Raw genomic sequence first — 17859 nt, forward strand, 5'->3', positions numbered from 1 at the left:
TCGTGACGACGCAGCGGGCGGCGCGGGCGCTCATCTTCACCGCGGACGACTTCGGGCTGCATGAGCGCGTGAACGCGGCGGTCGAGCGCGCGCATCGCGACGGCGTGCTGAACGCCGCGAGCCTGATGGTCGGCGCGCCGGCCGCGCAGGATGCGATCGCGCGCGCGCGGCGGCTGCCGTCGCTCGCGGTCGGCCTGCATCTGGTGCTCGCGGACGGCCCCGCGACGCTGCCCGCGCGCGAGATTCCGGCGCTGGTCGGCGCCGACGGCCGCTTCGGCGACGCGATGGCGAAGGACGGCTGCCGGTTCTTCTTTCTACCGCACGTGCGCGCGCAACTGCGCCGCGAGATCCGCGCGCAGTTCGATGCGTTCGCGGCGACCGGCCTGCCGCTCGATCACGTAAACGCGCACAAGCACTTCCATCTGCATCCGACCGTGCTGTCGATGATCGTCGAGATCGGCCGCGACTACGGTCTGCGCGCCGTGCGGCTGCCGTACGAGACGACCGCGCCCGTATGGCTGCGGCCGTGGATCGCGCTCGTGCGCGCGCGGCTCGACCGCGCGGGGCTCGCGCATAACGACTACGTGGTCGGCATCGCGCAGACGGGCCGGATGGACGAGGCCGTGCTGCTCGATGCGCTCGCGGCGCTGCCGCCCGGTGTCGGCGAGATCTACTGTCATCCGGCCGAAGCGGGCGACGGGCCGATCACGCCGACGATGGCCGACTACCGTCCCGTCGACGAACTCGACGCGCTGCTGTCGCCGCGCGTTGCCGCGGCGCTGACGCGCGCGGGCGTCGCGACCGGCGGCTTCGCGGCCGTGTTCGGCACGCGCGACGCGCAGCGGGGCGCGCCCGCGGCGCGCAGACCGGGAGCGCAGCCGTCATGAGCAAATGGTTCAAATGGCTCGGCTGGCCGATCGGCATCGGCATCCTGCTCGCGCTGGGGCTGCACGAGGGGATCGGCGACGTGTCGCAGATGCTCGCGCGTGCCGGCTACGCGCTGCTGTGGCTCGTGCCGTTCCATGCGCTGCCGCTGCTGCTCGATGCGTACGCGTGGCACGTGCTGCTCGACCGGCGCGGGTCGCTGCCGTTTCTGTGGTGGATCGCGACCGTGCGCGAGGCCGTGAACCGGCTGCTGCCGGTCGTCGGGATCGGCGGCGAGCTCGTCGGGATCCGGCTCGCGCGCTGGCAGGTGGCCGACGCGAGCCGCGTGACGGCTTCGGTGATCGTCGAGGTGCTGGTGACGATCGTCGTCCAGTACGCATTTGCCGCGCTCGGCCTCGTGCTGCTGCTCGCGATGACGAACGCGATGGGCGGCGGCACGATCGGCGTCGCGCTGCTGCTGACGCTGCCGTTGCCCGTGCTCGGCGTCGTGCTGATGCGACGCGGCGGGATCTTCCATGCGATCGAGCGCTTCGCCGGGCGGCTGCTCGGCGATTCGCACCGGCTGCTGCAAGGCGTCGACGGCCGGCGGCTCGACGCCGACATCGACGCGCTGATGTCGCGCACGCGGCTGCTCTTCTCCGCGTTCTTCTGGCAGCTCGGCGGCTATGTGCTCGGCGCGCTCGAGATCTACTGGGCGCTCGCGCTGCTCGGCCATCCGGTATCGATCGGCGGCGCGATCGCGATCGAAGCGATGACGCAGGCCGTGCGCCATGCCGCGTTCATGGTGCCGGGCGGCCTCGGCGTGCAGGAGGCGACCGTCGTGCTGCTCGCGCAGATGTTCGGCGTCGACCGCGAAACGGCGCTGTCGCTCGCGCTCGTGAAGCGCGGCCGCGAAGTGCTGTTCAGCTGCCTGTCGCTCGCCTCGTGGCAGCTCGCCGAACTCGTGCGCACGCGCCGCCGGCTGCGCGCGGCGAATGCGGCGCCGCATGCGCCATCGCCGCGCAAGGCGGAAACCGAAACGATGCACTGACCGAGGCGGGCCGCGCGCCCGTCTCGCGCTTTCGGGCCGGCACGGGTATGCTTGCCGCGTGTTTTCTCGACCGGCGTTTCTTCCGATGATTTTTCGTTTCCGGCTGCTTCCCGTGACCGTGCTGGCCGCTGCGCTCGCGCTCGCGGGCTGCGACGACAAGCAAGGCAATCTCGACGTGCAACGTATCAGGGACTTCTTCAACGCGATCAAACCGGCGCCCTTGCTGCTCAAAGGGCTGAAGGTCGGCGAGTCGACCGAGGCCGACGTGCGCGCGACGATGGGCAAGCCCGACATCGAGCGGACGTTCACCGACGGCTCGAAGCGGCTCGAATATCCGCGCGGCCCGATGGGCAATCAGACGTGGTTCGTCGATCTCGATCCGAACGGCCGCTACACGGGTGCGACGCAGGTGCTGACCGCCGAGAACTTCGCGAAGGTGCGCCCGGGAATGACCGTGGACGAAGTGCGGCGGCTGCTCGGCAAGCCGGGCGAGGTCGCGCAGTATCCGCTGAAGCCCGAGACGGTCTGGAGCTGGCGCTGGCTCGAGGACGGCGTGAACACCGACGCATTCTTCAACGTCCATTTCGGTCCGGACGGGCTCGTCTATACGACGTCGCGCTCCGACATTCTGAAAGGCCGCTGAGCGCACGCCCGGCGTCGGCGCACGGGCGCCGCTCGGCCGGCCGCGTCGACCGGTTTTGCGCTGCCGTCCGCTATATCGAAAAAGCGACCGAAAAATTGCAAAAAGTCCGCTTCGCGGCCCGTTATGTCGCTGTCAGGAAGCGGCTTTTTTCCTTTTGAAACAGTGAGATAGGCGGCGCGCCCAAACCGGCTGCCGAATTGCTGCGATGCAGCAGGCGTGCGCAGGGTGGTTTGAGGCAATCAATTTCGCTTGCGACTATCCGCGTCAGCACGGTGCGGGAAGGGATTCGCGCCGGCATTGATTCCAAGATCCAGGAGACGCGCGTGTTCCTTTACGGCTTTGGTCCCGTCCTGTGGGCCGGCACCGTGCAGACCATCGAGCTGTCGGTGCTGTCGCTCGCCACTGCGGTGGCGCTGGGGCTGATCGGCGCGGTGGCGAAGCTGTCGCACAATCGGGTGCTGCGAGCGATCGCGACCGGTTATACGACGCTGATTCGCTCGGTGCCCGATCTCGTTCTGATGCTGCTGCTGTTCTACAGCATCCAGATCTGGCTGAACCAGTTCACCGACCTGGTCGGCTGGACCCAGATCGACATCGATCCGTTCGTCGCGGGCGTGCTGACGCTCGGCTTCATCTACGGCGCGTACTTCACCGAAACGTTTCGCGGTGCGTTCCTCGCGGTGCCGCGCGGCCAGCTCGAGGCGGGCGCCGCGTACGGGATGAGCGGTGCGCGCGTGTTCGTGCGCATCCTGTTTCCGCAGATGATGCGCTTTGCGCTGCCGGGGATCGGCAACAACTGGCAGGTGCTCGTGAAGGCGACCGCGCTGGTGTCGATCATCGGCCTCGCGGACGTCGTGAAGGCCGCGCAGGACGCCGGCAAGAGCACGTTCAACATGTTCTTCTTCATCCTCGTCGCGGCGCTGATCTATCTGGCGATCACGACCGTTTCCAACCTCGTGCTGATCCAGCTCGAGAAGCGTTATTCCATGGGCGTGCGGCACGCAGAACTATGATCGAGATCCTTCAGGAATTCGGCAAGGCGTTCCTTTACTGGGACGGCCAGCGCCTCTCCGGCCTTGCGGTGACGCTGTGGCTGCTCGTTGCGTCGATTTCGCTCGGCTTCGTGTGTGCGGTACCGCTCGCGGTCGCGCGCGTGTCGAAGAAGAAGTGGGTGTCGATGCCGGTGCGGTTCTACACCTACGTGTTTCGCGGCACGCCGCTCTACGTGCAGCTGCTGCTGATGTACACGGGCATGTACAGCCTCGAGTTCGTGCGTTCGCACTCGCTGCTCGATGCGTTTTTCAGGAGCGGCTTCAACTGCGCGATTCTCGCGTTCGCGCTGAACACCTGCGCGTACACGACCGAGATCTTCGCCGGTGCGATCCGCGCGATTCCGCACGGCGAGGTCGAAGCCGCGCGGGCGTACGGGATGACGCCGTTCACGATGTACCGCCGCGTGATCCTGCCGTCAGCGCTGCGTCGCGCGCTGCCGTTGTACAGCAACGAGGTGATCCTGATGCTGCATGCGACGACCGTCGCGTTTACGGCCACCGTGCCCGACATCCTGAAGGTCGCGCGCGACGCGAATTCGGCGACGTACATGGCGTTCCAGTCGTTCGGGATCGCCGCGCTGATCTATCTTGCGGTATCGTTCGCACTCGTCGCGGCGTTTCGCCGTGCGGAGCGCCACTGGCTCGCGTATCTCGCGGCCGGCCGTCATTGATTTCACTTCGAGGAGAGCCAGTTGGCCGAGATCACTCAAACGAGCGCGTCCGCTTCCGTGAAGCTTGCCGCGGTCGACATTCACAAGCGCTACGGCGACAACGAGGTGCTCAAGGGCGTGTCGCTGAACGCGAAGGCGGGCGACGTCATCAGCATCATCGGCGCGAGCGGCTCGGGCAAGAGCACGTTCCTGCGCTGCATCAATTTCCTCGAGCGGCCGAATGCGGGGCAGATCGTCGTCGACGGCGAGGCCGTGCGCACGAAGGCCGACAAGACCGGCGCACTCGAGGTGGCCGATCACAAGCAGCTGCAGCGCATTCGCACGAAGCTTGCGATGGTGTTCCAGCACTTCAATCTGTGGGCGCACATGAACGTGCTCGAGAACGTGATGGAAGCGCCCGTGCACGTGCTCGGCATTTCGAAGAAGGAAGCCGAGGAGCGTGCGCGCACCTATCTCGAGAAGGTCGGTCTCGCGCCGCGCGTCGAGAAGCAGTATCCGTCGCATCTGTCGGGCGGTCAGCAGCAGCGTGTCGCGATCGCGCGCGCGCTCGCGATGCACCCCGACGTGATGCTGTTCGACGAGCCGACTTCCGCGCTCGATCCGGAGCTCGTCGGTGAAGTGCTGAAGGTGATGCAGAAGCTCGCCGAGGAAGGTCGCACGATGATCGTCGTCACGCATGAGATGGGCTTCGCGCGCAACGTCTCGAACCACGTGATGTTCCTGCATCAGGGGCGTACGGAGGAAGAGGGCGATCCGAAGGAGGTGCTGGTGCGGCCGCAGAGCGAGCGCCTGAAGCAGTTCCTGTCGGGCAGTCTGAAGTAACGCGCGCGCAGGTTCGCTTCGTGGTACCGGTGTCTCGTTCCGCAGGCGCCACCCGCACGACGCAGGTGGCGATCGTTGCATTGCCGCCCGTGTCGATGTCGGGCGTGGGTCCGATCGTCGATGCGCTGCATCTGGCGAACGAGATCGACGGGCGGCTGCTGTACCGGTGGCAGGTGTGTTCGTGGGACGGGCGGCCGGTGCCGCTTGCCGGCGGTGCGCAATGGCATGCCGATGCGGCGTTCAACGATGCGATTGCGTGCGACTGGCTGATCGTGATTTCGGAGCGCTTTCAGCAGTTTGCCGATTACCGGCTGTTTCTCGCGAGTCTGGCGCGGGTTGGGCAGCGCACGCCGCTCGTGAGCGGGATTCACCATGGCGTGTGGTGGCTCGCGATGGCGGGGCAGTTGTCCGGCTATCGCGTGAGCGTGAACTGGGAGACGTATCAGCAGTTTGCCGAGCAGTTCGAGCGATCGATCGTCACGCAGCAGATCTTCGAGATCGATCGCGATCGGGCGACGTGTGCCGGCGGGCAGGCGACTGTCGATTTCATGCTGGCGATGATCGGCCGCGAGCATGGGCCGGAGCTGTCGGAGCGGATTGCCGATGCGCTCGGGGCCGGTACGCTGCGCAGCGGCGAGGAGCGACAGCGGATTCCGTTCGTGACTGCGCCGGGCGAGCGGCATCCTCGGCTCAACGATGCGTTGCTGCTGATGGAAGCGAATATCGAGGATCCGCTGACGACCGATGAAATCGCGGGATTGGTCGGTGTGTCGCGGCGGCAGCTCGAGCGGCTCTTTCGGCAGTATCTCGGCGCGATGCCTTCGAAGTACTACCTCAATCTACGGTTGCTCAAGGCGCGGACTCAATTGCAGCGGACCAGCAAGTCCGTCGTTCAAGTCAGCCTCGCATGCGGGTTTTCTTCGGCCGCGCACTTTTCCAATGCGTATCGGGAGCGGTTCGGGGTGACGCCGCGGGAGGATCGGCGGGCCTGGCTCGAGAAGCAGACGGGCGGCGGCAGTGAACCACGGGCGGGGGCGCTCGTCGAGCGCGGGAAGGATTGAGGGCTTCGGGGGCGTGCGCGTTGGCTTGCGGGTGGTGCGCCTGCGTTGGGCTTGAAGCACCTGTCGTCGTGTCGGTCTATTAGCGTCGTCCCTGCGCGGGGCGGCGGTTACTTTTCTTTGTCTTGCCAAAGAAAAGTAACCAAAAGAAAGGCGCTGTGAGTACTAACGGCCGGACCGCGCGGTAGCGGACTCACTGGCTTTGCCTTGGCGCGGTCTTACTCACGCACAAGCCCCGATGCAGGCAGGGCGTAGGGGGCGACATAGAACAGAATCGCCAGCAGCGTCGCAGCGCCGAAAGCGAGAGACCACCTACGACCCGACCATCGTCGATAAGCCAGGACGTTCAGCACACCGAACGCGATGGCCGGCCACAGGAGCGACGCAAGCAATTCGACGACGAATCTCGCATGCGGTGCGCAGTGCTCCAAATCGTTGCATCCGGTTGCGTGTGAGTTCACCTCGGGCCAGTGAATATGATTCGCCGCATAGATTGACGCCCATGTGACGAACAAGCCCCACGCAATACCTAGAACCGCCAGGAACATACGCTTCATTTCACTTCCCAAAAGAGAATCTCTTTCGAATTCGATAGATCCGGAAACCAGTCTTCGTCGCTGCCGGGAGGGCAGGAGCGAAGGCGCGAGCGTGTCTTTGTTCCAGAGATCGATACGACCGGAAGCGGGGCCCCCACATGTGCGTTGACTGTTCCGCCGTCTGAAAGACTCTCGCCGACGATTGCAATTCGTCTATTCATGTTTGGTCCCGCTCGAAAAGTTTCAATCGTAGTCGCGTGGCGGCAGGGCCCATCTCGATATCGTCCGGGATCGCGCCACCCGGACGGGCGATCTTCAACTGCGCACCGGTTGGCGAGCCGGCCGATCATCTGGACTACGAGAAGGTTGGGCCGCGGTGATCGACGAAGTGCGCGAATGGCATAAGGACCCGCTCGAGCCGATGTAGTCGGTCGTGTGCGCCGCCACGGCACGCGCGATGTGCTCGGCCTTTGAATTGAGCAGACGAGGGGAGCCACATTGGCGGAGCCTATCCGAACTTTTGTGTATGAGGCATAAACTGATGGCCAAGGAGCCACGTTATGCCACGCAAACGCAAGGAAGAAGTGCCGGTAGAACCGGGCAAGGGCTTGAACCTGGACCCGGAACTCATCAAGCAACTGGTGCCCGGAACGCTGGATCGGGCTTCGATCAACGAGCAATTCGCGGCCCTGAAGAAGGCGATATTCGAGCGCGCGCTGGGCGGCGAACTGACCCACCACCTGGGCTACGAGAAGGGCGAAGCCAAGCCGGTAGGCCGCACGAACCATCGCAACGGCACCAGCCGCAAGCGCATCGCAACCGACAATGACCTGCTCGACGTCGAGATTCCGCGCGACCGCGAAGGCACCTTTGATCCGGTACTGATCGCCAAGGGCGAGCGACGCTTCACAGGCTTCGACGACAAGATCATTGCGATGTACGCACGCGGCATGAGCGTGCGGGAGATTCAGGGCTTCCTGCTGGACATGTATGGCATCGAGGTGTCGCCGGACTTCATCAGCACGGTGACTGATGCCGTGATCGACGAAGTGCGCGAATGGCAGCAGCGACCGCTCGAGCCGATGTACCCGGTCGTGTTCTTCGATGCCTTGCGAGTCAAGATCCGCGACGAAGGCGTGGTGCGCAACAAGGCGATCTACCTGGCGCTGGGCGTGCGCCGCGACGGCACACGTGACGTGCTCGGCCTTTGGATCGAGCAGACCGAGGGCGCCAAGTTCTGGCTGCGGGTGGTGAACGACCTGAAGCTGCGCGGCGTGCAGGACATCCTGATCGCCGTGGTCGACGGCCTGAAGGGCTTCCCCGAAGCGATCAACACGGTGTTCCCGGAAACGACGGTCCAGACCTGCATCGTGCATCTGATCCGGAACTCGCTGGACTTTGCCAGCTGGAAAGACAGGAAATCGGTCGCAGCGGCGCTCAAGGAGGTCTATCGGGCACCGTCGGCCGAAGCGGCCGCCGTGGCGCTGGACGCGTTCGATACGAGCCCGTGGAGTACGAAATACCCTCCGATTGCCGCGCTCTGGCGCCGGGCCTGGGATCAGGTGATTCCGTTCTACGCCTTCGCGCCTGACATCCGGAAAATTGTATATACGACCAACGCGATCGAGTCGCTGCACATGCAGCTTCGAAAGATCATCAAGGCGCGCGGCCACTTCCCGTCGGACGAGGCCGCGCTCAAACTGATCTGGCTGGCGCTGCGCAACGTCGTGGCCAAGTGGACCGGCTCTCGGCACGATTGGAAGAGCGCGATGACCCAGTTCGCGCTGCTTTACCCGGAACGATTCAACATTGGAGTCTGAATCTCAACCCGCCTCACACACGGAATTCCGGATACCTCCGGAGATTTCCCACCACCGGCCGCTGCTCAAGAACCGCGTGGATCCGCAGGTCGAGGCCGCCGTTGTCGAACTGGCCCTCGAATTGCCAGCCTACGGTCAGGTGCGTATCGCCAACGAGGTCCTCAAACGGCATGCGCTGTCCGTCTCGCCCCAAGGCGTCCGTAGCATCTGGTTGCGCCACGATCTCGAGACCATGCCGAAGCGCCTGAAGGCCTTGGAAGCCAAGTCCGCCCAGGAGGGGTTGGTGCTGACCGAGGCGCAGCTCGTCGCGCTCGAACGAGCCAAGCACGAGAAGGAAGTGCACGGCGAATTCGAGTCCGAATGTCCGGGCTACTGCGGCGCGCAGGATACGTTCTATGTCGGCAGCCTCAAGGGCGTCGGCCGTGTCTACCAGCAGACTTTCGTCGATACCTACTCGAAGGTTGCGTTCGCCAAGCTCTACGATCGCAAGACGCCCTTGCCGGCGGCGGACCTGCTCAACGATCGCGTTGTCCCGTTCTTCGATGGCTTCGGCATTCCGTTGCTACGCGTGCTGACAGACCGCGGCACCGAATACTGCGGCAACCCCGAGCATCACGAATACGAGCTGTATCTGGCCTTGGAGGACATCGACCACACCCGGACAAAGGCCAAGTCGCCGCAAACCAACGGGATCGTCGAACGGCTGCACAAGACCATGCTCAACGAGTTCTATCGCATCGTCTTCCGCAAGAAGATCTACGACTCGATCGCCACCTTGCAGACGGACCTTGATGCGTGGCTCGACCAGTACAACAATGAACGAGAGCATCAGGGGCGCTGGTGTTACGGCAAGACGCCGATGCGCACTTTCCTCGATTCGCTCGATCTCGCCAAGGAGAAACTCATCCCCCATTGATGACTCGTTCTTTGTCGGCCCGACTACCTGTCAGATCAAGTCCCGGCTAATACAGAAATACCCACCGATTGCGGCGCTCTGGCGCCGGGCCTGGGATCAGGTGATTCCGTTCTACGCCTTCGCGCCTGACATCCGGAAAATTGTATATACGACCAACGCGATCGAGTCGCTGCACATGCAGCTTCGAAAGATCATCAAGGCGCGCGGCCACTTCCCGTCGGACGAGGCCGCGCTCAAACTGATCTGGCTGGCGCTGCGCAACGTCGTGGCCAAGTGGACCGGCTCTCGGCACGATTGGAAGAGCGCGATGACTCAGTTCGCGCTGCTTTACCCGGAACGATTCAACATTGGAATCTGAATCTCAACCCGCCTCACACACGGAATTCCGGATACCTCCGTTCTACGCCTTCGCGCCCGACATCCGGAAAATTGTATATACGACCAACGCGATCGAGTCGCTGCATATGCAGCTTCGAAAGATCATCAAGGCGCGCGGTCACTTCCCGTCGGACGAGGCCGCGCTCAAACTGATCTGGCTGGCGCTGCGCAACGTCGTGGCCAAGTGGACCGGTTCCCGGCACGATTGGAAGAGCGCGATGACCCAGTTCGCGCTGCTTTACCCGGAACGATTCAACATTGGAATCTGAATCTCAACCCGCCTCACACACGGAATTCCGGATACCTCCCTCAAACGTGAAATTCGCGATTCTTCCCCATTGCGGAACCACTCCGGCGACCATGGCACCGGGAAGTCTTGCGTTTTCACAGCGCCTTTCTTTTGGTTACTTTTCTTTGGCAAGACAAAGAAAAGTAACCGCCGCCCCGCGCAGGGGCGACGCTAATAGACCGACACGATGACAGGTGCTTCACGCCCAACGCAGGCGCACCACCCAAACCCCACAAAAAACCGCCCCAAAAATACGAACAAAACCACACCCCCCCAGCCCGAGAGGGCAAAATACCCCGCACTATCCGCTTCCGATAGAACCCGTCGCAATTCCGCAAGACGCTTGCGTCACCCTTACCTAAACTTGATCCTGTTGAACCCTCTTACGAAACCGAAAGGAACGACCATGACGACCCCGACCGTGACCCGCCAGACTTTCGACGAAGTGATGGTGCCGGTGTTTTCCCCCGCCCCGTTCGTGCCGGATCGCGCGGAGGGCTCGCGCGTGTGGGACACCGACGGCCGCGAATACATCGACTTCGCCTGCGGGATCGCGGTCACGTCGCTCGGCCACGGCCATCCTGAACTGCTGAAGGTGCTCGACGAGCAAGGCCGCAAGCTCTGGCACATCGGCAACGGCTACACGAACGAGCCGGTCCTGCGCCTCGCCAAGCGCCTCGAGTCGCTGACGTTCGCCGATCGCGCGTTCTTCGCCAACTCGGGCGCCGAAGCGAACGAAGCCGCACTGAAGCTCGCGCGCCGCGTCGCGTTCGATCGCCACGGCGCCGACAAATTCGAAATCGTCTCGTTCGTGCAGTCGTTCCACGGCCGCACGTTCTTCACGGTCAGCGTCGGCGGCCAGCCGAAATACTCGGAAGGCTTCGGCCCCGTGCCGGCCGGCATCAAGCATCTGCCGTACAACGACATCGAAGCCGCCAAAGCCGCGATCGGCCCGCAAACCTGCGCCGTGATCGTCGAGCCCGTGCAGGGCGAAGGCGGCGTGATCCCGGCCGATCCGGCCTTCCTCAAGGCCCTGCGCGAAGCCTGCGACGCCAACGACGCACTGCTGATCTTCGACGAAGTGCAAACGGGCGTCGGCCGCACGGGCCAGTTCTACGCGTACATGGACACGGGCGTCACGCCCGACATCCTGACGACCGCGAAAGCGCTCGGCAACGGTTTCCCGATCGGCGCGATGCTGACGACGAACGCGCTTGCCGCCCACTTCAAGGTCGGCGTGCACGGCACGACGTACGGCGGCAACCCGCTCGCCTCGGCTATCGCCGACAAGGTCGTCGAACTGATCAGCGAGCCGGCCCTGCTCGAAGGCGTGCGCGAACGCAGCGTGCGCCTGAAAGGCGCGCTCGAGCGCGTCAATGCACGCTTCGGCATCTTCAAGGACGTGCGCGGCAAAGGCCTGCTCGTCGGCGCCGAACTCACGGCCGCCTTCGAAGGCCGCGCGAAGGACTTCGTGAATGCCGCCGCCGAACAAGGCCTCATCATGCTGATCGCGGGCCCGAACGTACTGCGCTTCGTGCCGTCGCTCGTGATTCCGTTCGATCTGCTCGACGAAGGCGTGAAGCGCTTCGAGAAGGCCGTCGAGCAAGTGCTCGCGACGCAGGAAGCCACCGCGCGCTGATCCCGCGCGCCCACCGCAGAACAGGAACGACGATGCTATTTGTTCGCCCCGGCAAACTCACGGATCTCGATGCGCTCGCGCACATGGCGCGCACCGCGCAGCCGGTCCTGCACTCGCTGCCGCACGATCGCGCGGCGCTCGAAGCGCGCGTCGCGCTCTCCGAGGACTCGTTTCGCGCGGACGTCGATTTCGCCGGCGAAGAGTTCTATCTGTTCGTGCTCGAGGATTCGGCAACCGGCAAGCTGCTCGGCACGGCGAGCATCGTGGCCGCCGCCGGCTACTCGGAGCCGTTCTACGCGTTTCGCAACGACGCACTGATTCACGCGTCGCGCGAGCTGCACGTGAACCGCAAGATCCACGCGCTGACGATGTCGCACGAACTCACCGGCAAGAGCCGCCTGGCCGGCTTCTACGTCGATCCGTCGCTGCGCGGCGACGCGGCTGCACACCTGATCTCGCGTGCGCGCATGATGTACATCGCCGCGAATCGCCGGCGCTTCACGCCGGAAGTGTTCACGCTGCTGCTCGGCGTCAGCGACGAAAACGGCGCGTCGCCGTTCTGGGAAGCGGTGGGCCGCAAGTTCTTCGGCCGCGATTTCACCGACGTGGACATCGCGTCGGGCGGCCGCAGCCGCACGTTCATCGCGGAAGTGATGCCGGCATACCCGCTTTACGTGCCGCTGCTGCCGGAAGCCGCGCAGCGTGTGCTCGGCGAGCCGAACGAAAGCGCACTGCTCGCGTACGACATCCATCTCGAGGAAGGCTTCGAGCCCGACCGCTTCGTCGACATCTTCGACGCAGGCCCGGTGCTGACGGCGCAGGTCGACCGCACCGCGTGCGTGCGGCACGGCAGCGAGCGCGTCGTGCGCGAAGCGGCGCGCGAGCAGGGCGACGTCGCGTACATGGTGTCGTCCGGCAGCGGCGAGTCGTTCCGCTGCGTGCTCGCGGACCTGCCGGCCGATGCCGCACATGCGCCGCTGTCGGGCGACGTGCGCGCGGCGCTCGATGTGAAGGATGGCGATGTCGTGCGCTGCGTGCCGCTGCATCGCCGCGACGATGAAGAGATGAAGGGAGACGCAGCATGATCGTCGTTCGGGTCGTACAAACGGGCGACGTCGACGCGCTCGTGTCGCTCGCGCAGGAAACCGGGCCGGGCCTGACCACGTTCAAGCCCGACCGCGACGCGCTGGCCGCGCGCATCGAGCGCTCGCGCCGCACGCTGGCCGGACAGGCCGCACCGGCCGAAGCCGGCTACTTCTTCGTGATGGAAGACTCGCAGACGGGCGACATCGCGGGCGTGTGCGGGATCGAATCGCAGGTCGGGCTCGAGCAGCCGTTCTACAACTACCGCGTGAGCACCGTCGTGCACGCGAGCCAGGAGCTCGGCGTGTGGACGCGCATGTCCGCGCTGAACATCTCGCACGACCTCACGGGCTACGCGGAAGTGTGCTCGCTGTTCCTGAGCCCGCGCTATCGGACGGGCGGCGTCGGCGGCCTGCTGTCGCGCTCGCGCTTCATGTTCATCGCGCAGTTCCGCGACCGCTTTCCGGAGCGCATCTGCGCGGAACTGCGCGGCCACTTCGACGAGGACGGCACGTCGCCGTTCTGGCGCGCGGTCGGTTCGCATTTCTATCAGATCGATTTCAATGCGGCCGACTACCTGAGCTCGCACGGCCGCAAGTCGTTCCTCGCGGAACTGATGCCGCGCTATCCGGTGTACGTCGACCTGCTGCCGCAGGACGCGCAGGACGCGGTCGGCCTCACGCATCGCGACACGCTGCCCGCCCGCAAGATGCTCGAGGCGGAAGGGCTGCGCTATCAGAACCACGTCGACATCTTCGACGCAGGCCCCGTGCTCGAATGCCACATCAACGACCTGCGCACGGTGCGCGAGAGCGTCGTCGTGCCGGTCGCGATCGGCGTGCCGAACGCGGGCGACGATACGCAGGACGGCCACGCGCCGAAATCGCTCGTGTCGAATACGTCGCTCGCCGACTTCCGCGTCGGCGTCGCGCCGGGCGTCGCCGCGAACGGCGCGTTCGTGCTGTCCGCCGACGATGCCGCCGCGCTGCGCGTGAAGGCCGGCGATCCGGTGCGCGTGCTGCCGCTCAAAGCCAAACAGGGATAAACGAATCATGACGGAACTCTTCATCGACGGCGCCTGGGTCGCCGGCTCGGGCCCCGCGTTCGCTTCGCGCAATCCGGGCACCGACGAGATCGCGTGGCAGGGCGCGAGCGCGTCCGCCGCGGACGTCGATCGCGCGGTCATGAGCGCGCGCCGCGCGTTCGCCGAGTGGTCGGCGCTCGATTTCGAATCGCGCTGCGCGATCGCAAAACGCTTCGCGGCGCTGCTCAACGAGCGCAAGGAAGCGCTCGCCGCCGCGATCGGCCGCGAGACCGGCAAGCCGCTCTGGGAAGCGCGTACCGAAGTCGCGGCGATGGCCGCGAAGGTCGGTATCTCGATCCAGGCCTATCAGGAACGCACGGGCGAGAAGCGCCAGGACATGGCCGACGGCGTTGCCGTGCTGCGTCATCGTCCGCACGGCGTCGTTGCGGTGTTCGGCCCGTACAACTTCCCCGGCCACTTGCCGAACGGCCATATCGTGCCCGCGCTGATCGCGGGCAACACGGTCGTGTTCAAGCCGTCCGAGCTCGCGCCGGGCGTCGCGCAGGCAACCGTCGAGGTCTGGAAGGACGCGGGCCTGCCGGCCGGCGTGCTGAATCTCGTGCAGGGCGAGAAGGACACGGGCATCGCGCTCGCGAATCACCGGCAGATCGACGGGCTGTTCTTCACCGGCAGCTCGGACACCGGCACGCTGCTGCACAAGCAGTTCGGCGGCCGTCCGGAGATCGTGCTCGCGCTCGAGATGGGCGGCAACAACCCGCTCGTGATCGGCGAAGTCGAGGACATCGACGCGGCCGTGCATCATACGATCCAGTCGGCGTTCCTGTCGGCCGGCCAGCGCTGCACGTGCGCGCGCCGCATCTTCGTGCCGCGGGGCGCGTTCGGCGACCGCTTCCTCGCCCGCTTCGTCGACGTCACGTCGAAGATCACGGCCGACGTGTTCGACGCCGATCCGCAGCCGTTCATGGGCGCGGTGATCTCGGCACGCGCGGCCGCGAAGCTCGTCGACGCACAGTCGCGGCTGATCGAGCAGGGCGCGCAGCCGATCATCGCGATGAAGCAGCGCGATCCGCGGCTCGGCTTCGTCAACGCGGCGATCCTCGACGTGACGAACGTCGCGAACCTGCCCGACGAAGAGCACTTCGGCCCGCTCGCGCAGATCGTCCGCTATGCGGATTTCGACGAAGCGATCGCACGCGCGAACGACACCGCGTTCGGGCTGTCGGCCGGCCTGCTCGCCGACGACGCGCGCGCCTGGGAGCACTTCCGCCGCACGATTCGTGCGGGGATCGTCAACTGGAACCGGCCGACCAACGGCGCATCGTCGGCCGCGCCGTTCGGCGGCACGGGGCGCTCCGGCAACCACCGTCCGAGCGCGTACTACGCGGCCGACTACTGCGCGTATCCGATGGCGTCGGTGGAAAGCGCGCAACTGACTCTGCCCGCGAGCCTGTCGCCGGGCCTGCACTTCTGATCGAGGGAACGACGATGAACGCACAAGAAGCCAATTTCGACGGACTCGTCGGCCCGACCCACAACTACGCCGGGCTGTCGTTCGGCAACGTGGCGTCGCTGAACAACGAGAAGTCCGTCGCGAATCCGAAGGCGGCCGCGAAGCAGGGGCTGCGCAAGATGAAGCAGCTCGCCGATCTCGGCTTTGCACAGGGCGTGCTGCCGCCGCAGGAGCGGCCGTCGCTGCGCCTGCTGCGCGAGCTCGGTTTCTCCGGCAAGGACGCCGACGTGATCGCGAAAGCCGCGAAGCAGGCGCCGGAGCTGCTCGCCGCCGCGAGCTCGGCCTCGGCGATGTGGACCGCGAACGCGGCCACCGTCAGCCCGTCGGCCGATACCGCAGACGGCCGCGTGCACTTCACGCCGGCGAACCTGTGCAGCAAGCTGCATCGCGCGATCGAGCACGAAGCGACGCGCCGTACGCTGTCGACGCTGTTCGCCGATCGCGCGCACTTCGCCGTGCACGATGCGCTGACCGGCACACCCGCGCTCGGCGACGAAGGCGCGGCGAACCACACGCGCTTTTGCGCGGAATACGGCAAGCCGGGCGTCGAGTTCTTCGTGTACGGCCGCTCCGAATACCGTCGCGGGCCGGAGCCGAAGCGCTACCCGGCGCGCCAGACGTTCGAGGCGAGCCGCGCGGTTGCGCAGCGTCACGGGCTCGCGGAAGAGGCGACCGTCTATGCGCAGCAGGATCCGGACGTGATCGATGCGGGCGTGTTCCACAACGACGTGATCTCGGTCGGCAACCGCGACACGCTGTTCACGCACGAGCGCGCGTTCGTCAACAAGCAGGCGATCTACGACACGCTGACGGCCGCGCTCGACGCGCGCGGCGCACGCCTGAACGTGATCGAGGTGCCCGATGCGGCCGTGAGCGTCAACGACGCGGTCACGTCGTATCTGTTCAACAGCCAGCTGCTGTCGCGCGGGGACGGCTCGCAGGTGCTCGTCGTGCCGCAGGAATGCCGCGAGAACGCGAACGTCGCCGCCTATCTCGACCAGCTGGCGGCCGGCAACGGCCCGATCCGCGACGTCCTGGTGTTCGACCTGCGCGAAAGCATGAAGAACGGCGGCGGTCCCGCGTGCCTGCGTCTGCGCGTCGTGCTGACCGACGCGGAACGTGCGGCCGTCACGTCGAACGTATGGATCGACGACACACTGTTCACGGCGCTCGACGCGTGGATCGAAAAGCACTACCGCGATCGCCTCGCGCCGGACGATCTCGCCGATCCGGCGCTGCTCGTCGAGTCGCGCACGGCGCTCGACGAGCTCACGCAGATCCTGCGCGTCGGGTCGCTGTATGACTTCCAGCGCTGAGGCCCGCATCGCCGCCGACGCGCTGCTCGGCGACTTCCTCGCGGCAACGCTCGCCGGCCGCGCGCCGGCCGCGCACGACGGCATGTGCGCGGGCGGCGCGGTGCGCTGGCACTGGCTCGGCGACGGGCTGCTCGCGTTCGAACCGGCGGCGAGCGACGCGGCGCGTGCGAGCGTGCTCGTGTCGGCGGGCGTGCACGGCGACGAGACCGCGCCGATCGAGCTGTTGTCGATGCTCGTGCGCGACGTCGGCACGGGCGCGCTGCCGCTCGCGTGCCGGCTGCTCGTCGTGCTCGGCAACGTACCGGCGATGCGCGCGGGCGAGCGCTATCTCGACGACGACCTGAACCGGCTGTTCAGCGGCCGGCATGCACAGTTGCCGGCGAGCCGGGAGGCGCCGCGCGCCGCGCAGCTCGAGGCGGCCGCGCGCACGTTCTTCGCCGGCTCGTCCCCGCATGGCGCACGCTGGCACATCGACATGCATACGGCGATCCGCGCCTCGGTCTTCGAGCAGTTCGCGCTGCTGCCGCATACGGGGACGCCGCCGTCGCGCGCGATGGTCGAATGGCTCGGCGACGCGCGCATCGCGGCCGTGCTGCTGCATACCGCGAAGGGCAATACGTATTCGCACTTCACGGCCGAACACTGCGGCGCACTGGCGTGCACGCTCGAACTCGGCAAGGTGCGCCCGTTCGGGCAGAACGATCTCGCGCGCTTCGCGCCGGCCGACCGCGCGGTGCGCCGGCTCGTGTCGGGCGCGCCGCGCGACGCCGACGCGCCGCTGCCGCGCGTGTTCACGGTGATCGACCAGATCACGAAACAGAGCGACGCGCTCGAGCTGTTCGTCGCTCCCGACGTCGCGAACTTCACCGCGTTCGCGCGCGGCACGGTGCTCGCGCAGGACGGCGATTACCGCTACACGGTGCGGCACGACGAGGAGCGCATCGTGTTTCCGAATCCGTCGGTGAAGCCCGGCCTGCGCGCGGGGCTGCTCGTCGTCGATACGACGCGCGACACGCTGGCCGCGCTCGTTTGACGGGCCGGTCGGCGCCGCGCCGGCACCGCGAGCTTGCCTGTTTGCGACATCGTCTTGCGGCTTTCGTGCGCGTGCATGGGGGCGCCGCGCGCGCGATGCAGCACGGCCGCTTTGCGGTGCGGGCCGCGCGGAT

The 17859-nt window shown here is 66.1% G+C and carries 15 protein-coding genes and 3 pseudogenes; 17 read left to right on the plus strand and 1 reads right to left on the minus strand.

Annotation, left to right across the window (positions count from 1 at the left end):
* Positions 1-2: 2 nt before the first annotated feature.
* The 7 genes from hpnK (at position 3) to NP80_RS18760 (ending at position 6164) form a co-directional block, all read left to right on the plus strand.
* Positions 3-887 carry a hopanoid biosynthesis-associated protein HpnK gene (hpnK, locus tag NP80_RS18730; protein WP_006408161.1) on the plus strand — a complete coding sequence of 295 codons (885 nt, stop codon included), beginning with the start codon at positions 3-5 and terminating at the stop codon, positions 885-887.
* Positions 884-1915: a lysylphosphatidylglycerol synthase domain-containing protein gene (locus NP80_RS18735; RefSeq protein WP_006401217.1), complete on the plus strand. Its 1032-nt coding sequence runs from the start codon at positions 884-886 to the stop codon at positions 1913-1915. The genes hpnK and NP80_RS18735 overlap by 4 nt, the downstream gene beginning before the upstream one ends.
* 85 nt (positions 1916-2000) lie before the next feature.
* A complete protein-coding gene (locus tag NP80_RS18740; protein ID WP_006408162.1) occupies positions 2001-2558 on the plus strand; it encodes a hypothetical protein in 558 nt (185 codons plus the stop codon).
* 323 nt (positions 2559-2881) lie between these two features.
* Positions 2882-3571 carry an ABC transporter permease gene (locus NP80_RS18745; protein WP_012467549.1) on the plus strand — a complete coding sequence of 230 codons (690 nt, stop codon included), beginning with the start codon at positions 2882-2884 and terminating at the stop codon, positions 3569-3571.
* Positions 3568-4281 (plus strand): ABC transporter permease, encoded by a 714-nt coding sequence (locus NP80_RS18750; RefSeq protein WP_006401214.1) that lies wholly within the window; start codon positions 3568-3570, stop codon positions 4279-4281. The genes NP80_RS18745 and NP80_RS18750 overlap by 4 nt, the downstream gene beginning before the upstream one ends.
* A 21-nt stretch (positions 4282-4302) precedes the next feature.
* The gene (locus NP80_RS18755) at positions 4303-5103 is read left to right on the plus strand and encodes an ABC transporter ATP-binding protein (protein ID WP_006401213.1); all 801 of its coding nucleotides are present in this window, start codon (positions 4303-4305) and stop codon (positions 5101-5103) included.
* Between the two features lie 20 nt (positions 5104-5123).
* A complete protein-coding gene (locus tag NP80_RS18760) occupies positions 5124-6164 on the plus strand; it encodes a GlxA family transcriptional regulator (RefSeq protein ID WP_006408165.1) in 1041 nt (346 codons plus the stop codon).
* Between the two features lie 215 nt (positions 6165-6379).
* Here the strand turns inward: NP80_RS18760 and NP80_RS18765 are convergent, their stop codons facing one another.
* A complete protein-coding gene (locus tag NP80_RS18765) occupies positions 6380-6718 on the minus strand; it encodes a hypothetical protein (RefSeq protein ID WP_035489330.1) in 339 nt (112 codons plus the stop codon).
* 539 nt (positions 6719-7257) lie between these two features.
* Here NP80_RS18765 and NP80_RS18770 point away from each other — a divergent pair.
* The 10 genes and pseudogenes from NP80_RS18770 (at position 7258) to astE (ending at position 17726) form a co-directional block, all read left to right on the plus strand.
* Positions 7258-8517 (plus strand): IS256 family transposase, encoded by a 1260-nt coding sequence (locus NP80_RS18770; protein WP_006408677.1) that lies wholly within the window; start codon positions 7258-7260, stop codon positions 8515-8517.
* Positions 8518-8557: 40 nt separating this feature from the next.
* Positions 8558-9433, plus strand: a pseudogene (locus NP80_RS18775) (integrase core domain-containing protein); the annotation flags it as partial.
* Between the two features lie 52 nt (positions 9434-9485).
* Positions 9486-9791: pseudogene (locus tag NP80_RS18780) on the plus strand (transposase); the annotation flags it as partial.
* Between the two features lie 28 nt (positions 9792-9819).
* Positions 9820-10080: pseudogene (locus tag NP80_RS29920) on the plus strand (transposase); the annotation flags it as partial.
* Between the two features lie 426 nt (positions 10081-10506).
* The gene (locus NP80_RS18790; protein ID WP_006407552.1) at positions 10507-11739 is read left to right on the plus strand and encodes an aspartate aminotransferase family protein; all 1233 of its coding nucleotides are present in this window, start codon (positions 10507-10509) and stop codon (positions 11737-11739) included.
* Between the two features lie 32 nt (positions 11740-11771).
* The gene (gene aruF, locus NP80_RS18795) at positions 11772-12824 is read left to right on the plus strand and encodes an arginine/ornithine succinyltransferase subunit alpha (RefSeq protein ID WP_006401207.1); all 1053 of its coding nucleotides are present in this window, start codon (positions 11772-11774) and stop codon (positions 12822-12824) included.
* Positions 12821-13867 (plus strand): arginine N-succinyltransferase, encoded by a 1047-nt coding sequence (astA, locus tag NP80_RS18800; protein ID WP_006407551.1) that lies wholly within the window; start codon positions 12821-12823, stop codon positions 13865-13867. The genes aruF and astA overlap by 4 nt, the downstream gene beginning before the upstream one ends.
* Before the next feature lie 7 nt (positions 13868-13874).
* Positions 13875-15338, plus strand: a complete 1464-nt coding sequence (gene astD, locus NP80_RS18805) for a succinylglutamate-semialdehyde dehydrogenase (protein WP_006401205.1) — start codon at positions 13875-13877, stop codon at positions 15336-15338.
* Between the two features lie 14 nt (positions 15339-15352).
* Positions 15353-16693 (plus strand): N-succinylarginine dihydrolase, encoded by a 1341-nt coding sequence (astB, locus tag NP80_RS18810; RefSeq protein ID WP_006401204.1) that lies wholly within the window; start codon positions 15353-15355, stop codon positions 16691-16693.
* On the plus strand, positions 16677-17726 hold the full coding sequence (astE, locus tag NP80_RS18815) for a succinylglutamate desuccinylase (protein WP_006407550.1): 1050 nt from the start codon (positions 16677-16679) through the stop codon (positions 17724-17726). Before astB ends, astE begins: the two co-directional genes overlap by 17 nt.
* The last annotated feature ends 133 nt before the right edge of the window (positions 17727-17859 follow it).

Source organism: Burkholderia multivorans ATCC BAA-247, from assembly GCF_000959525.1.
Classification (GTDB): domain Bacteria; phylum Pseudomonadota; class Gammaproteobacteria; order Burkholderiales; family Burkholderiaceae; genus Burkholderia; species Burkholderia multivorans.

What these genes read in the sequence shown, in the direction of transcription:
- NP80_RS18750 (WP_006401214.1), top strand. Translation starts at nt 3,568, where the DNA reads ATGATCGAGATCCTTCAGGAATTCGGCAAGGCGTTCCTTTACTGGGAC.
- NP80_RS18735 (WP_006401217.1), top strand. Translation starts at nt 884, where the DNA reads ATGAGCAAATGGTTCAAATGGCTCGGCTGGCCGATCGGCATCGGCATC.
- NP80_RS18790 (WP_006407552.1), top strand. Translation starts at nt 10,507, where the DNA reads ATGACGACCCCGACCGTGACCCGCCAGACTTTCGACGAAGTGATGGTG.
- astA (WP_006407551.1), top strand. Translation starts at nt 12,821, where the DNA reads ATGATCGTCGTTCGGGTCGTACAAACGGGCGACGTCGACGCGCTCGTG.
- astD (WP_006401205.1), top strand. Translation starts at nt 13,875, where the DNA reads ATGACGGAACTCTTCATCGACGGCGCCTGGGTCGCCGGCTCGGGCCCC.
- NP80_RS18770 (WP_006408677.1), top strand. Translation starts at nt 7,258, where the DNA reads ATGCCACGCAAACGCAAGGAAGAAGTGCCGGTAGAACCGGGCAAGGGC.
- NP80_RS18765 (WP_035489330.1), bottom strand. Translation starts at nt 6,718, where the DNA reads ATGAAGCGTATGTTCCTGGCGGTTCTAGGTATTGCGTGGGGCTTGTTC.
- NP80_RS18740 (WP_006408162.1), top strand. Translation starts at nt 2,001, where the DNA reads ATGATTTTTCGTTTCCGGCTGCTTCCCGTGACCGTGCTGGCCGCTGCG.
- astB (WP_006401204.1), top strand. Translation starts at nt 15,353, where the DNA reads ATGAACGCACAAGAAGCCAATTTCGACGGACTCGTCGGCCCGACCCAC.
- astE (WP_006407550.1), top strand. Translation starts at nt 16,677, where the DNA reads ATGACTTCCAGCGCTGAGGCCCGCATCGCCGCCGACGCGCTGCTCGGC.
- aruF (WP_006401207.1), top strand. Translation starts at nt 11,772, where the DNA reads ATGCTATTTGTTCGCCCCGGCAAACTCACGGATCTCGATGCGCTCGCG.